Here is a 14,216-nt window from a genome sequence, read left to right as displayed (position 1 = left end):
GTTTAGACAACAAGGAGGAATTTCACATGAAAAAAGTATTGTTAGCTCTTTTACTAGCTGTTCTTGTAGCGGCACTTGCTGCTTGCGGGAATAAAACAGAAGGCGGAATCAGCGATGAGAAAATCGTAGTTGGTGCATCTAACGTTCCACACGCTGAAATTTTAGAAGAAGCAAAACCTCTTTTAAAAGAAAAAGGCATTGAACTTGAAATCAAAACATTCCAAGATTACGTATTGCCAAATAAGTCATTAGATGAAAAAGAAATTGGTGCAAACTATTTTCAGCACGTTCCTTATTTAGAATCACAAATGAAAGATCATGGCTATAAGTTTGAAAATGCTGGCGGAATCCACATCGAACCGATCGGAGTTTATTCAAAGAAATATAAATCGCTAGATGAACTGCCAAATGGCGCAACGATCATCATGTCAAACTCTGTAGCAGATCACGGCCGTATGCTTGGATTACTTGAAAAAGAAGGTCTTATTAAAGTAAAAGAAGGCGCAGGATATGAAGCGCAGATCAAAGATATCGTAGAAAATCCAAAGAATCTTAAATTTAAAGCTGACGTTGACGCTGGAATGCTGCCAAAAGCATATAAAAACGGTGAAGGCGATGCAGTACTAATCAACACAAACTATGCAATCGACGCCGGGTTAAACCCGCAAAAAGATGCAATTGCACTTGAAGGCCCAGATTCTCCATTCGTAAACATCATCACAGTGCGTGAAGGTGACAAAGATAAAAAGTCTGTTAAGGCTTTAGTAGAAGTATTACGTTCAAAAGAAATTCAAGACTTCATCAAAAAGAAATATGAAGGCGCGGTAGTACCAGTAACGAAATAATGGTGTTATGGAGAGAGAACTGACTTAATGTCAGTTCTTTTTTTGATTGAAAATGGCTTTTCGACACTTTATAGTCCCTTCAACTCATTTTATAGGCCTACAAATTTTTTAATAGGCCCTTAAAATTATTTTATGGTCCTTCAACTATTTTTATAGTCCTTCAAAATCATTTATAGGCTTTTCGACAATAAGACAAACCAACAAAACTTACGAATGTTTATTACATAACCGGATTGCGAATAACCCATACTAATCCTGTTTACTATTTTGTGACAGGAGTGAATGAGATGAAACAAGAAGAACAGCCGCTTCCAGGAGCTAACTCGACTCAATACCATTTGGTTCGCTATAAAGAAGGTTTAGGGAAGTACAACGAAAATATGCCTGAATTAACGCATGCATTTAACGAATTTACTCGCCACTGTTTTAAAGAAGGTGAGATCTCTGAGAAGTATAAGCAGCTGATCGCTTTAGGAATCAGTATCTATTCTCAAGACGAATATTGCATCATCTACCATACAAAAGGCTGCTTGGATCAAGGGTGTTCTGAGAATGAGATCCTTGAAGCCGTTGGTGTTTCAGCTGCATTTGGCGGAGGAGCAGCTATGAGCCAAGGTGTGACACTTGTTCAAGAGTGTATCCAAGAATTAAACAAGCCGCGTCATTAAAGAAACTTTTAATTACACACTTTCAAATGTTTTAGAATCAGCCAAAGAGGTTATTGAAGTAATATAGCGTTTTTAGCAGGATATCTGAGTGAACATTCGATTACTCTTCAAGAAAACAATATACTCATGTAAACACGGTGATCTTCATACAAGAGCAGGTTGAGTATAAAGATGAAGGCTGATACGCTATAATTACTAACTTCGAAAGGATTGATTCATTATCCACCCCATTAAGGTAAAACATACGTCCGAGATGGAAAAAGCAATGCACCAGTCACATGGCTGCGGCTTTGCAGAGTACGAGAGGGATCTAGACAAAAGGTTAGATGTTGAAAAAGATCGTGACAAAGCATACAAAAAAGGATTAGAAGTAGCGGCAGATGCAACGAAGAACCATACGCCGTAACATATGAATGATAAAATTGTAAAGGCTGACTCAAGAGGTGTTATACTTCCTTTTGAATCAGCCTTTTTTCCGATATAACGTGATAAATAACGGCACATCTGTTAACAATGGTATAGATAAATAAGGTTTCGGCGTCGTTCCCTTGAACATACATTTCATTTGTTATAAGATTAGAATGAGAATAAATTGAGAATGGCTATTTAGTGCCTTTTATCAAAAATCTTGAGAATGATTTCTTAATGGAGGTTGTATTATGTCAGCACCTAATTTAAAGATTGAAGATCTTCGTGTGTCGATTGAAGATAAAGAGATTATTAAAGGGTTAGATCTCGAAATAAATGGTGGAGAAATCCATGCGATCATGGGACCTAACGGAACAGGAAAGTCTACTCTTTCTGCAGCGTTAATGGGACACCCAAAATATGAAGTAACTTCTGGTAAAGTTACGTTCAACGGAGAAGATCTTTTAGATATGGAAGTAGATGAGCGTGCGCAAGCTGGTCTATTCTTAGCGATGCAATACCCTTCTGAAGTAAGCGGTATTACGAACGCTGATTTCCTTCGTTCTGCAATTAATGCAAAACGTGAAGAAGGCGACGAAATTTCACTAATGAAATTTATCCGTGAACTAGATAAGAAGATGGATCACCTTGAGATGGATAATGCGTTCGCTCACCGTTACTTAAACGAAGGTTTCTCTGGTGGAGAAAAGAAGCGCAACGAAATTCTTCAAATGATGATGCTTGAGCCAAAACTTGCAATCCTTGATGAAATTGACTCAGGGCTTGATATTGATGCTCTTAAAGTAGTAGCAAAAGGTGTTAACGAAATGCGCAGCCCTGATTTTGGTTGCTTGATCATCACTCACTACCAGCGTCTATTGAACTACATCACTCCTGACAAAGTACACGTGATGATGCAAGGACGCATCGTGAAATCTGGTGGACCTGAGCTAGCTCAACGTCTTGAAGCTGAAGGGTATGACTGGATTAAAGAAGAGCTAGGAATTAAAGACGAAACTGTTGGTCAAGAAGCGTAAGCAATAAGGGGGACTATACATGTCAGTTGATACGAGCCTAAGATTTGATAAGGACTACGTAACCGGTTTTTCAAACAGCAGACAGGAACCCGCTTGGCTGCAGGAACTTCGTTTGCAAGCATTAGAACTAGCTCAAGAGCTTCCAATGCCTAAACCGGATAAAACTAAGATCGATAAATGGAACTTTACAGATTTTAAACATGAAGCTGCTGGAACACCAGTTGCCTTTAACGAACTTCCTGAAGATGTTAAGGCATTAGTCGGTTCTGAAGCAGAAGCGAAAAATGTTCTTGTTATCCATAACGGAACACCTGTTTACTCTGCACTTGAGCAAGCTGTGAAAGATCAAGGCGTTATTTACACAGACCTTTTAACAGCTGCAAAAGAGCACGAGGACTTAGTGAAAAAGTTCTTTATGAAGAGCGCAGTAGCAGTAGACGAAAACCGTTTAACGGCGTTACATGCAGCACTATTCGTAAATGGAGCTTTTCTATATGTTCCGAAAAATGTTGAACTTTCTGCTCCAATTCAAGCTGTTTATTATCAAGATGATGAAGCAGCGATCTTTAACCATGTTATTGTTGCTGTAGAAGATAACAGCTCAGTAACGTATGTAGAGAATTACTTATCAACAAACGAGTCTACAGATTCAGTAGCAAACATCGTTTCTGAAGTATTTGCAGGCAGCGGTTCTAAAGTGGTATATGGTGCTGTTGATAACTTGGCAAAAGGGATGACGACTTACGTAAACCGCAGAGGCCGTGCTGAAAAAGATGCTCGTATCGAGTGGGCACTCGGTCAGTTTAATGACGGAAATACGGTTTCCGATAATACGACACACCTGATTGGTGATGGATCGTTTACAGATACAAAGACTGTAACAATTGGTCGTGGCGATCAAAAGCAAAACTTTGTTGCGCAAATCTTTAACCATGGAAAACATTCTGAAGGTTATATTCTCACTCATGGGGTAATGAAAGATAGTGCTAGCTCAATTTTTAACGGTATTACAAAAATTGAACATGGTGCTACAAAATCTCATGGTGAGCAAACAGAACGCGTTCTAATGTTAAGCGAAAAGGCACGCGGTGATGCTAACCCGATCCTTTTGATCGACGAAGATGATGTTACAGCTGGGCATGCTGCGTCAGTAGGAAGAATTGATCCGCTTCAAATGTTCTATCTAATGAGCCGCGGTATTTCTAAAGCTGAAGCTGAGCGTTTAATCATTCACGGTTTCTTGGCACCGGTAGTTAGCCAGATGCCTTTAGAATCTGTTAAAAACCGTTTAGTAGAGGTTATTGAAAGGAAAGTGCGCTAATGAGTGCAAACGAATGGAGAAAGCTGTTTCCTATCCTGAATCAGGAAGTTAACGGCAAACCTCTCGTTTACCTTGATAGTGCAGCCACTTCACAAAAACCAATACAAGTTATTGAAGCGCTAGATAAGTATTACAAAGAGTACAATTCCAATGTTCACCGTGGTGTTCATACACTTGGAACTCGTGCTACAGATGGCTATGAAGGAGCGCGTGAAAAGGTTCGCCGTTTTATCGGTGCTAAATCCACTCAGGAGATTATCTTTACACGTGGTACGACAACAGCGATCAATACGGTAGCAAGAAGCTATGGAATGGCTAACCTTTCAGAAGGCGATGAGATTGTGATTACGCCTATGGAGCATCATAGCAATATCATTCCATGGCAGCAGGTAGCGAAAACGACAGGTGCAACACTTAAATACATTCCTTTACAGCCTGATGGCACGATTGATCTAGCGGATGTTGAAAAAACGGTAACAGAGCATACTAAGATCGTCTCAGTAATGCAGGTATCAAACGTATTAGGAACCATTAACCCAATCAAAGAGATTGCCGCAATCGCTCATAAAAATGGAGCGGTTATGGTAGTGGATGGTGCTCAAAGTGCCCCGCATATGAAAGTCGATGTTCAAGATCTTGATTGTGATTTCTTTGCCTTCTCTGCTCATAAAATGTGTGGTCCAACAGGCATTGGTGTCCTTTATGGGAAGAAAGCGCTTCTTAACAAAATGGAACCTGTTGAATTCGGCGGGGAAATGATCGATTTTGTCGGACTGCAGGAATCAACTTGGAAAGAGCTGCCTTGGAAGTTTGAAGGCGGTACACCAATCATCGCTGGTGCGATCGGTTTAGGTGCAGCGATTGATTTCCTAGAGGATATTGGTTTAGATAACGTTTTGAAACATGAACATGATCTTGCGGAATATGCGATGGAACGTCTTTCAGAACTTGAAGGTGTTACAATCTTCGGGCCGAAAAAACGAGCAGGACTCGTAACGTTCAACTTAGATGACGTTCATCCACATGATGTGGCAACCGTACTTGATTCCGAGGGTATTGCCGTTCGTGCAGGCCATCACTGTGCACAGCCGCTCATGAAATGGCTAGATGTAACAGCTACAGCTCGTGCAAGTTTCTATTTGTACAATACTGAAGACGACATCGATGCTTTTCTGAAGGGCTTAACAACAGCAAAGGAGTATTTCGGTCATGTCTTCTAATTTAGATCAGCTTTATCGGCAAGTCATTATGGACCATTATAAAAACCCTCGCAACAAAGGGGTTATTGAAGATGGTGCATTAACGATTAATATGAACAACCCTACATGCGGTGACCGCATCCAGCTCACGTTAAAAGTGGAAGATGGAAAGATTGAGTCTGCTAAGTTTGATGGAGAAGGGTGTTCGATTAGTCTTGCATCAGCATCTATGATGACACAGGCTGTAAAAGGTCTTGCCGTTGAAGATGCTGTGAAACTCGCTAAGATTTTTTATGATATGATGTTAGGGAACGATTATGATGATGAAACCTATGATCTAGGTGACATCGAAGCTCTTTCTGGCGTTTCCAAATTTCCTGCTCGCATCAAATGTGCTACACTTGCGTGGAAGGCGATGGAGCAAGGAGTAGGGAAAACGGAAGAAGAGGAAGAATAAGTTCCTTTTGAAATGAGTAATAGAGTGCCAATCCAGTAAGGAGGGATTCTGTAATGGCTAAGAAAATGCCGGATATCGGCGAATATAAATATGGTTTTAGAGATAAAGACGTTTCCATTTTCAGATCGAAGCGTGGGTTAACAAAAGAGATCGTAGAAGAGATCTCACGCATGAAGAACGAGCCTGAGTGGATGCTTGAATTCCGTTTGAAGTCATTAGAGCAGTTCTACAAAATGCCTATGCCGCAATGGGGCGGGGACATGAAGGACTTAAACTTTGATGATATTACGTATTATGTTAAGCCATCTGAGAAATCTGAGAAGTCTTGGGATGAAGTGCCTGCAGAAATTAAGGCTACTTTCGACAAGCTTGGAATTCCAGAAGCTGAACAAAAATACCTTGCGGGTGTATCTGCACAATATGAATCAGAGGTTGTTTATCACAACATGAAAGAAGACCTTTCTGACTTAGGAATTCTTTTCACAGATACAGATACAGCTTTAAAAGAGCATGAAGAAATCTTCCGTGAGCATTTCGGAACGATTATTCCTCCTGCAGACAATAAGTTCGCAGCGTTAAACTCTGCAGTATGGTCAGGTGGATCTTTCATTTACGTACCAAAAGGTGTTAAATGTGATACTCCGCTTCAAGCATACTTCCGAATCAACTCAGAAAACATGGGTCAGTTCGAACGTACGCTGATCATTGCAGACGAAGATAGCTCTGTACACTACGTAGAAGGTTGTACAGCACCTGTTTATTCTACAAACTCACTTCATAGTGCAGTTGTAGAGATTATCGTTAAGAAGAACGCATACTGCCGTTATACAACGATTCAAAACTGGGCGAACAACATCTACAACCTTGTTACAAAGCGTGCTGTAGCTGAAGAGAACGCAACGATGGAATGGGTAGATGGAAACATCGGATCTCGTCTAACGATGAAATATCCGGCTGTTATCATGAAAGGCCGCGGTGCGAAAGGTACGATCCTATCAATCGCAATCGCTGGTAAAGGACAGCATCAGGATGCAGGAGCAAAAGTATTGCACCTTGCACCAGATTGTTCTTCTACCATCGTATCGAAGTCGATCTCTAAACACGGCGGTAAAGTAACATACCGTGGTATCGCACACTTTGGACGTAAATCTGATGGATCTAAATCTAATATCAAGTGTGATACGCTGATTATGGATAACCAATCCACTTCAGATACGATTCCTTACAACGAAATACTGAACAACAACATCACACTAGAGCACGAAGCTACTGTATCAAAGGTTTCTGAAGATCAGTTGTTCTATCTTATGAGCCGTGGTGTTTCTGAACAAGAAGCAACGGAAATGATCGTAATGGGCTTCATCGAGCCATTTACGAAAGAACTTCCGATGGAATATGCAGTTGAAATGAACCGTCTGATCAAGTTCGAAATGGAAGGTTCAATCGGATAAAGTCTGAAAAGCCTTGGTATATAAGGATTATACCAAGGCTTTTTTTTTGTGAATATTAGTGTCGTGCCAACTTGAAATCTTTTTTCTTTTTAAGTTTAAAAAAATCTTTTTATTCAACAATGCCAGCTAAAAGAAGGTCAATAGATAACCAAAAAAAGGTAAAACGATATGTTTCAATAAAAATGAACATCCTAAATAAGCTTCAAACATGAAATAGCCGCTTTATGCGGTTTTCCTTCCTCGCGCTTTTTATCGTAATAAGCTCTAAGTTTTGGATTGCGATTTCTCCTCTTTTGTTTTAGCCGGCAGCCTAAAAACCACAAGTTGTGTTTTTTTTTCCATTGATCCACTGCATAAAGGAAATAAAGGAGTACAATCTGTAAAAAGGTGAATAATATTCCTGTGTTGTAAAGGATTTTTGCTGAACTGTTTTATAGTAAGGAATCAAGAACCATACCTATTTGAAGGTGAGATGATGAAAAAATTTGTTGAGTATGTTTTTTTAACTTTGGGGGCGTTAATCGTTGCTATGGGATTAGAAACGATGTTAGCACCAAACGGGCTAGTAGATGGTGGTGTAACAGCGTTATCAATTATGGCCAATGCTTTATGGGGAATCCCAATTTATGTTGTATTTTTGGGCTTAAATATTCCTATCTTAATTTTTACAGCTAAAGAAGTGGGTAAAACCTTTGTCATTAGAACTCTATATGCAAATATCATTACTACCGTTGGTTTAGTACTATTTAAATCGATTCCTCCTATTACACAATCTGAAGTATTAATTGTTTTATACGGTGGGGTAATCTTAGGAGTTGGGATAGGAATCGTTGTAAAGTTTGGAGGTGCAATAGATGGGACTGAAATGCTGGCGATTTGGTTTAACCAACACTATCGATTTCCAATTGCCTCATTTTTATTAGTCGTGAATGCTTTCATATTTACGATTGCAGCGCTTGTCTATTCATTGGAACAGGCCATGCTTTCTCTGGCGGTTTTTTATATAGTGACGAAAATGATTGATTATGTTTTAGATGGATTAAATCGTGGGAAATCAGTCATGATCATTTCAGAAAAACCGGATGAAGTTGGAGATAGTATTATCAATCATTTAAATATCAGCATCACATTTTTATATGGAGAAGGCGGTTTTTTAGGGGAAAGAAAGAAGGTTATTTATTGTATAACGAACAGGTTTATTTTTTCCAAATTACAAAGTGTCGTTTTAGCAGCAGATCCATCAGCTATTATGGAGGCATCCTATGTTTGTGAAACATCTGGTATAGATAGGTCGCTTATATTACCGAAAGCCAACCCTTCTAACAATAAATCGTAATATGTGCTTATATTAGTTAGCATCCTGTTTGATATTAGAGAATTGAAAATTTTATATTATATATGAATAAAGGAGGTTGTGACGTTGTCAATAAAAGGAAAAAGAGTGGTTGTTTTAGGAGGTACATCTGGTATTGGTTTAGCGGCTGCTAAGGCGTTTCTCGATGAATCCGCTCAAGTCATTATTGCTAGCCGTTCTGCTTCAAAATTATCTGACGCAAAAGTGAAGCTTGGTGGTAACGTAGAGGGCTATGAAATCGACTTTCGCAGCAAGGAAAATGTTGCAGATTTTTTCAAGAAGGTTGGGAAATTTGATCACCTGGTGGTTACTGCAGGTGAAGGCGCTATGGGTCACTTTAGCGAACTGCCTGTTGCAACTGTAAGAGAGGCTTTTAATAGTAAGTTCTGGGGCCAGTATATTTCGGTTCGTGCTGCTCTGCCATACTTAAATAATGAAAGTTCTATTACATTAACTTCTGGTGTATATGGTGTGCGTCCTCCTCAAGGTGCATCGACTCTAGCTTCCATTAATTCAGCAATCGATGGATTAGTTCGAGGACTTTCATTAGACCTGGCACCTATCAGAGTAAACGTGGTATCACCTGGTATCGTTGACACTCCTCTTTACGGCGGAATGCCAGAAGATCAAAGACAAGATATGTACCATGGCATTGCTAAGCAATTACCTGTCGGACGTGTTGCTCAACCTAGAGATATTGCTGAAACTTATGTTTACCTAGTGAAAAATGGGTTTACAACTGGCTCATCGATTCTTATCGATGGAGGAGCTCATCTGATCTAATCCATTTGAATACATAAAAGAAAGGGTCGAGCCTAATGGATGAAAAGAAAAGAGCGGAAATTAAAAATGCATCAGCCAAACACGTGGTAACCCTGCCTGACGGCACTTCTTTACCTAGTTTAGGACAAGGAACATGGTACATGGGGGAAAATCCCCAAGTGAGAGACAAAGAAATAAAAGCCTTGCAGCTCGGCTTAGAATTGGGTATGAAACTTATTGACACTGCTGAAATGTACGGAGATGGCGACTCTGAACGCTTAGTTGGCGATGCCATAAAAGGACGCAGAAATGAAGTCTTTTTAGTCTCAAAAGTGTATCCCCATCATGCAGGTTTAGATAAGATTTCAAAAGCATGTGAAAATAGCTTAAAACGACTCGGAACAGACCACTTGGACTTATATCTTCTCCACTGGAGAGGACGTATTCCTTTAGAGGAAACAATTGAAGGAATGGAAAAACTACGTGAAGAAGGGAAAATTTTAAGATGGGGCGTCTCTAATTTTGACACGGTTGATATGGAAGAGCTATGGAACACTAAGAATGGAAAAAATTGCGTGACGAACCAAGTGCTATACCATTTAGGTTCAAGAGGAATCGACTTCGATCTCTTACCATGGCAGCATGAACATAACATGCCAATCATGGCCTACAGTCCACTTGCTCAAGGAGGCTCTTTAAGAAGACAGATTTTAGACAATCCAATTATTCATGATATTGCTGACAAATACAATGTCCAACCATTACAAATCGCTCTTGCTTGGACCATCCGTTCGAATAATGTCATCGCTATTCCAAAAGCGGTTCAAGAGGAACATGTTTTAGCAAATGCTGAAGCAGCAACAATTGAGTTTACTGAAGAAGATCTCAGTAGAATTGATCAAGTATTTCCTAAACCTACTAGAAAAATGCCATTGGATATTATTTGAATAATCTTTGATGCTAAGGGGTAAATAAAACATTTGAAAAGCCTTCATATTCTATAACTTTAAGGAGTGAGAGGATGTTCGTAAAAGGGAACATTATTGCAGGTGAATTTGATTCGACTATCAATGAATTTTCTATACAGAAAGTTAAGAATTTCGAAACAGAGTCGGTCCTTAATGAAAACCAGTTAAATAATATTTATCATTATTTAATAAAACATCAGCATGAAGAGGATGGGCAAATTATTACTTTGTACGATCAAATGCTTGTACGATTAGCACAGAATGAAGTTAACCAGTTAATTATTGATTTAGAGAAAGTAATGTCCTTGTATCACTGATATATATAAGAGTATTTTATACGAACTAAATAAGCAGACCCTACTGGATCTGCTTCGTTTTATGATGGATTTGTTGACCATAATCCAGCTGTTTTAACAAAAACTCTTGGATTAAATTTTAAACTAGCCACGACTAATTCTGCAAGGTCTTCTGGGTGCATCACGTTTTCTTCATTGCCTTTAACAAGATTTGTATCAATGGCTAAATCTGTAACGACCGTACTTGGTGTTAAAGCAGTCACACGGACATTATGTTTTCTTACTTCTAGCATAAGTGATTCTGTTAGTCCTAAAACAGCAAATTTAGAAGCACTGTAAGCACTTGTAACAGGAGCACCTTTTTGGCCAGCAGATGAAGAGATATTGATGATATCTCCTGATTTTCTTTCGATCATGCCTGGTAATACTGCTCTTGTTACATTATACACACCCATTAAATTGACTTGGATGATTTTTTCCCATTCTTCTGGTGTTAGATCAAGGAACCCACCGAATTTAGCAACACCAGCATTGTTGATTAGAATATCAATTGGGCCTAAGTCTGATTTGATATGTTCAACAGCATGGGTAACGGATTCGAGGTCGGTCACATCTGCTGTTGCTGCAGAAACCTTTACATCAAATTGTGCTAGTTCAGCAGTGACCTTTTCTAGATTGGACATATTTAAGCCGATTAGGCCTAAATGAACGCCTTCTTTTGCTAAGGCGATAGCAGTAGCACGTCCAATGCCTCTTCCTGCGCCAGTAACTATTGCAGATTTTCCATTTAAAGAAATCATTTTATCACTCCTAAAATTATTACAAATTGAAGTAGTTCATTCTAACAGAAAGACCACAATCTTGCATGGAAACAGCTTGTGGTCTTTCCTATTTAGAGCTCGAGGAATAATATATTTATTCTAAGTTGGCGTGTCTACCGTACATTTTATTGGTATCCAAACCTTTTTTCTCCATGAACCGAAGAATCACAGCGTCGTAAAAGAGTAAAAGTGTTTGCTCAAATAATGAGCCCATTGGTTGAATCGTCTTAAAATCACTCTCCGACTGATCTTTAGGTGAGCCAGGCAACTTAATTGTGATATCCGCTAATCGTCCAATTGTGGACTCAGGAAAAATGGTTACAGCTGCAATCGTCCCACCGATGCTTTTTGCCTTCTCAGCCATGGAAACTAAACCTTTCGTTCCTCCTGAACCTGATCCAATGATTAAGATGTCATCTTTTTCAAAGTTAGGAGTTACTGTTTCGCCAATCACATAGGCATCTATCCCCATGTGCATCATTCGCATGGCGAATGATTTGGCCATAAATCCAGATCTACCCGCACCTGCAACAAAGATTTTTTTTGATTCAAGAATCCCATTTACTAATTTTTCAGCTTCATCATTCAAAATTAAATCTACGGAGCGATTTAACTCTTTTATGATTTCAGCTAGGTATTGAGTTGTATTCATAATCTGAATTACCCTTGATTAATCATTTGTTGCATTTTAGCAGCAACATTTTTTTTATCAGCTTGTCCAGTAATCCCGCCACCTACAATGACAAGGTCTGGTTGTACTTTGATGACTTCTGGAAGTGTGTCTAACTTAATACCACCTGCGATTGCAGTTTTAGCATTTTTTACAACACCTTTGATGGTTTGTAAATCTTCAAAAGAGTTTTTTCCAACTGCTTGAAGATCATAGCCAGTATGAACACAAATATAATCAACGCCAAGTTCATCTAGTTCTTTTGCACGGGCTGCAATATCCTTAACAGCGATCATATCAGCAAGGATTTGTTTCCCTTGTTTTTTAGCTTCTTCTACTGCACCTTTAATTGACTCGTCTTCGGCAGTTCCAAGAATCGTAATGATGTCAGCACCTGCAGCAGATGCTTGACTTACTTCATATCCAGCTGCATCCATAATTTTTAAGTCAGCTAATACGGTTAAGCTAGGAAATGCAGCTTTTACTTCTTTCACTGCTTTAAGACCTTCATTGATCACAACAGGTGTACCAATTTCTACAACATCAATATGCTCTTCTACCTCTTTCACTAATTCAATTGCTCCCGGAATATCGACAAGATCTAATGCTAATTGTAATTTCATTTATATTCGCTCCTTATGAATTTTAATTTGTTGTGCTAAACATCTGTGCTGAGACAGGTGGTTTCAATTAGAAAATATATTTACTTACTAGCACGTTGTTTAGTATACTCAGTATGTTATTTAATTAAAAGTACGCACTTTCACCACATATAGTGTTAAAAAGTATACTAATGGATAAAATAAGGGGGAGGTGAAGTTAATGCCAAATTTAGGAGAGAAAACTTTCAACTGTGAAAAAGAATTAACCCTTTCAGTAATAGGTGGTAAATGGAAATTGTTGATTTTATGGCATCTAGGCAAAGAAGGAACGAAACGATTTGGTGAATTAAAATCCCTTATGCCGGGTATTACCCAAAGAATGCTAGTTAATCAATTACGCGAACTTGAAGATCATTTAATAGTACATCGTGAAGTTTACCCTGTAGTTCCACCGAAAGTTGAATATTCATTGACTGAGCATGGAAAAAGACTTTTACCGATCGTAGATGCTATGTATGAATGGGGAAAAGATTATATTGAGAATGTATTGGAAAAAGAAACAGAAAATAAATCGTCTATCCAGTAAATAAAGAGTTTCTCCTAGGGGTTCGAAAAAGTGTAAACACTAGCACGATCTGCTCCAAGGAGTTCTTCCTATCATAGCTGGTATAAATATTATCCTCTAGACTACTTAGAAAAACTAAGTAACTATAGTAGAAAAAACCGATTATAAGTTCAAAATAGGCATCTGTATACTTATTAACTATGCCATTGTTTTTTCAACACTTTTACGCTCATCCTAGAAGCTCATTACCTTGACATCTGTTTTTGGTGAAACTAAAATGGTTACATCGAGAGGGTGAAAGATATGAAAAAAATTAGCAGTCGTTTTTCCGTCGCTGTTCACATTCTATCACTTCTCGCATTAAGCCCATCTCCATGTACATCTGAGTTTATTGCAGAAAGCGTCAAGACAAATCCAGTTATCATTCGTAGGATTATCGGGAAGCTGAAAAAAGCTGGATTAGTCAATGTACGACCTGGAGCTGGAGGGGCATACTTAACAAAAGAGAAGGATGAAATAACGTTGCTTGATGTGTATCGGGCAGTCGAAGTGGTCGAGGAGGATGAACTCTTTCATTTTCATGAGAATCCCAATCCTGAATGTCCAGTAGGTGCTAATATCGAATCTGTATTTCGATCCAAAATGCTTCAAGCCCAAATGGTCTTAGAAAGGGAACTAGCTAACGTTACTCTTGGTCAAATGGTAACGGAAATAAGCAAAAAAACTAGCTCATTAGAGAGCTAATTTTTTCATATGTGTTGTAACCAGTTTGGTTATATCGGATTTTTGAGT

At 38.8% G+C, this 14,216-nt stretch carries 17 protein-coding genes; 14 read left to right on the top strand and 3 right to left on the bottom strand.

The genetic code is table 11. The annotated features are described in order from the left end of the window. Window positions 1–26: 26 nt before the first annotated feature. The 12 genes from AWM68_RS06830 (at window position 27) to AWM68_RS06780 (ending at window position 10,787) form a co-directional block, all read left to right on the top strand. Window positions 27–845 carry a MetQ/NlpA family ABC transporter substrate-binding protein gene (locus AWM68_RS06830; RefSeq protein WP_066239022.1) on the top strand — a complete coding sequence of 273 codons (819 nt, stop codon included), beginning with the start codon at window positions 27–29 and terminating at the stop codon, window positions 843–845. 287 nt (window positions 846–1,132) lie between these two features. After that, entirely contained in the window at window positions 1,133–1,513 is a 381-nt protein-coding gene (locus AWM68_RS06825; RefSeq protein ID WP_066239019.1) for a carboxymuconolactone decarboxylase family protein, read from the top strand. A 265-nt stretch (window positions 1,514–1,778) separates the two neighbouring features. Further along, window positions 1,779–1,919 (top strand): hypothetical protein, encoded by a 141-nt coding sequence (locus AWM68_RS21695; RefSeq protein WP_197468142.1) that lies wholly within the window; start codon window positions 1,779–1,781, stop codon window positions 1,917–1,919. A 253-nt stretch (window positions 1,920–2,172) separates the two neighbouring features. After that, window positions 2,173–2,958 carry a Fe-S cluster assembly ATPase SufC gene (gene sufC, locus AWM68_RS06820; protein ID WP_066239016.1) on the top strand — a complete coding sequence of 262 codons (786 nt, stop codon included), beginning with the start codon at window positions 2,173–2,175 and terminating at the stop codon, window positions 2,956–2,958. A 19-nt stretch (window positions 2,959–2,977) separates the two neighbouring features. After that, window positions 2,978–4,279 carry a Fe-S cluster assembly protein SufD gene (gene sufD / locus AWM68_RS06815; RefSeq protein WP_066239013.1) on the top strand — a complete coding sequence of 434 codons (1,302 nt, stop codon included), beginning with the start codon at window positions 2,978–2,980 and terminating at the stop codon, window positions 4,277–4,279. Next, window positions 4,279–5,499, top strand: coding sequence for a cysteine desulfurase (locus AWM68_RS06810; protein ID WP_066239006.1), 1,221 nt, complete (start codon window positions 4,279–4,281; stop codon window positions 5,497–5,499). The genes sufD and AWM68_RS06810 overlap by 1 nt, the downstream gene beginning before the upstream one ends. Then, window positions 5,489–5,935, top strand: a complete 447-nt coding sequence (sufU, locus tag AWM68_RS06805) for a Fe-S cluster assembly sulfur transfer protein SufU (protein WP_066239003.1) — start codon at window positions 5,489–5,491, stop codon at window positions 5,933–5,935. The genes AWM68_RS06810 and sufU overlap by 11 nt, the downstream gene beginning before the upstream one ends. A gap of 53 nt (window positions 5,936–5,988) precedes the next feature. Continuing rightward, window positions 5,989–7,386 (top strand): Fe-S cluster assembly protein SufB, encoded by a 1,398-nt coding sequence (sufB, locus tag AWM68_RS06800; RefSeq protein WP_066239001.1) that lies wholly within the window; start codon window positions 5,989–5,991, stop codon window positions 7,384–7,386. A gap of 475 nt (window positions 7,387–7,861) precedes the next feature. Next, a complete protein-coding gene (locus AWM68_RS06795) occupies window positions 7,862–8,722 on the top strand; it encodes a YitT family protein (RefSeq protein ID WP_066238998.1) in 861 nt (286 codons plus the stop codon). A gap of 84 nt (window positions 8,723–8,806) precedes the next feature. Then, a complete protein-coding gene (locus AWM68_RS06790; RefSeq protein ID WP_066238995.1) occupies window positions 8,807–9,523 on the top strand; it encodes an SDR family oxidoreductase in 717 nt (238 codons plus the stop codon). A gap of 35 nt (window positions 9,524–9,558) precedes the next feature. Then, the gene (locus tag AWM68_RS06785; RefSeq protein WP_066238992.1) at window positions 9,559–10,449 is read left to right on the top strand and encodes an aldo/keto reductase; all 891 of its coding nucleotides are present in this window, start codon (window positions 9,559–9,561) and stop codon (window positions 10,447–10,449) included. A 74-nt stretch (window positions 10,450–10,523) separates the two neighbouring features. After that, window positions 10,524–10,787, top strand: a complete 264-nt coding sequence (locus tag AWM68_RS06780) for a hypothetical protein (protein WP_066238989.1) — start codon at window positions 10,524–10,526, stop codon at window positions 10,785–10,787. Window positions 10,788–10,846: 59 nt separating this feature from the next. Here AWM68_RS06780 and AWM68_RS06775 read toward each other — a convergent pair whose 3' ends face one another. From AWM68_RS06775 to hxlA, 3 genes are all read right to left on the bottom strand, one after another. Further along, window positions 10,847–11,566, bottom strand: coding sequence for a 3-ketoacyl-ACP reductase (locus AWM68_RS06775; protein WP_066238987.1), 720 nt, complete (start codon window positions 11,564–11,566; stop codon window positions 10,847–10,849). A 115-nt stretch (window positions 11,567–11,681) separates the two neighbouring features. Continuing rightward, window positions 11,682–12,239, bottom strand: coding sequence for a 6-phospho-3-hexuloisomerase (hxlB, locus tag AWM68_RS06770; protein WP_066238984.1), 558 nt, complete (start codon window positions 12,237–12,239; stop codon window positions 11,682–11,684). Between the two features lie 8 nt (window positions 12,240–12,247). Then, entirely contained in the window at window positions 12,248–12,880 is a 633-nt protein-coding gene (gene hxlA / locus AWM68_RS06765) for a 3-hexulose-6-phosphate synthase (protein WP_066238979.1), read from the bottom strand. A 199-nt stretch (window positions 12,881–13,079) separates the two neighbouring features. Here hxlA and AWM68_RS06760 point away from each other — a divergent pair, with 199 nt between their 5' ends. After that, entirely contained in the window at window positions 13,080–13,445 is a 366-nt protein-coding gene (locus AWM68_RS06760) for a winged helix-turn-helix transcriptional regulator (protein ID WP_066238976.1), read from the top strand. 282 nt (window positions 13,446–13,727) lie between these two features. After that, the gene (locus tag AWM68_RS06755; RefSeq protein ID WP_066238972.1) at window positions 13,728–14,168 is read left to right on the top strand and encodes an Rrf2 family transcriptional regulator; all 441 of its coding nucleotides are present in this window, start codon (window positions 13,728–13,730) and stop codon (window positions 14,166–14,168) included. The last annotated feature ends 48 nt before the right edge of the window (window positions 14,169–14,216 follow it).

The sequence above is a fragment of the Fictibacillus phosphorivorans genome (genome assembly GCF_001619875.1).
In the GTDB taxonomy this organism is placed as follows: Bacteria; Bacillota; Bacilli; order Bacillales; family Fictibacillaceae; genus Fictibacillus; species Fictibacillus phosphorivorans_B.
The sequence above is the reverse complement of the archived record's forward strand: the minus strand, read 5'-3'. Positions and strand labels throughout refer to the sequence as shown.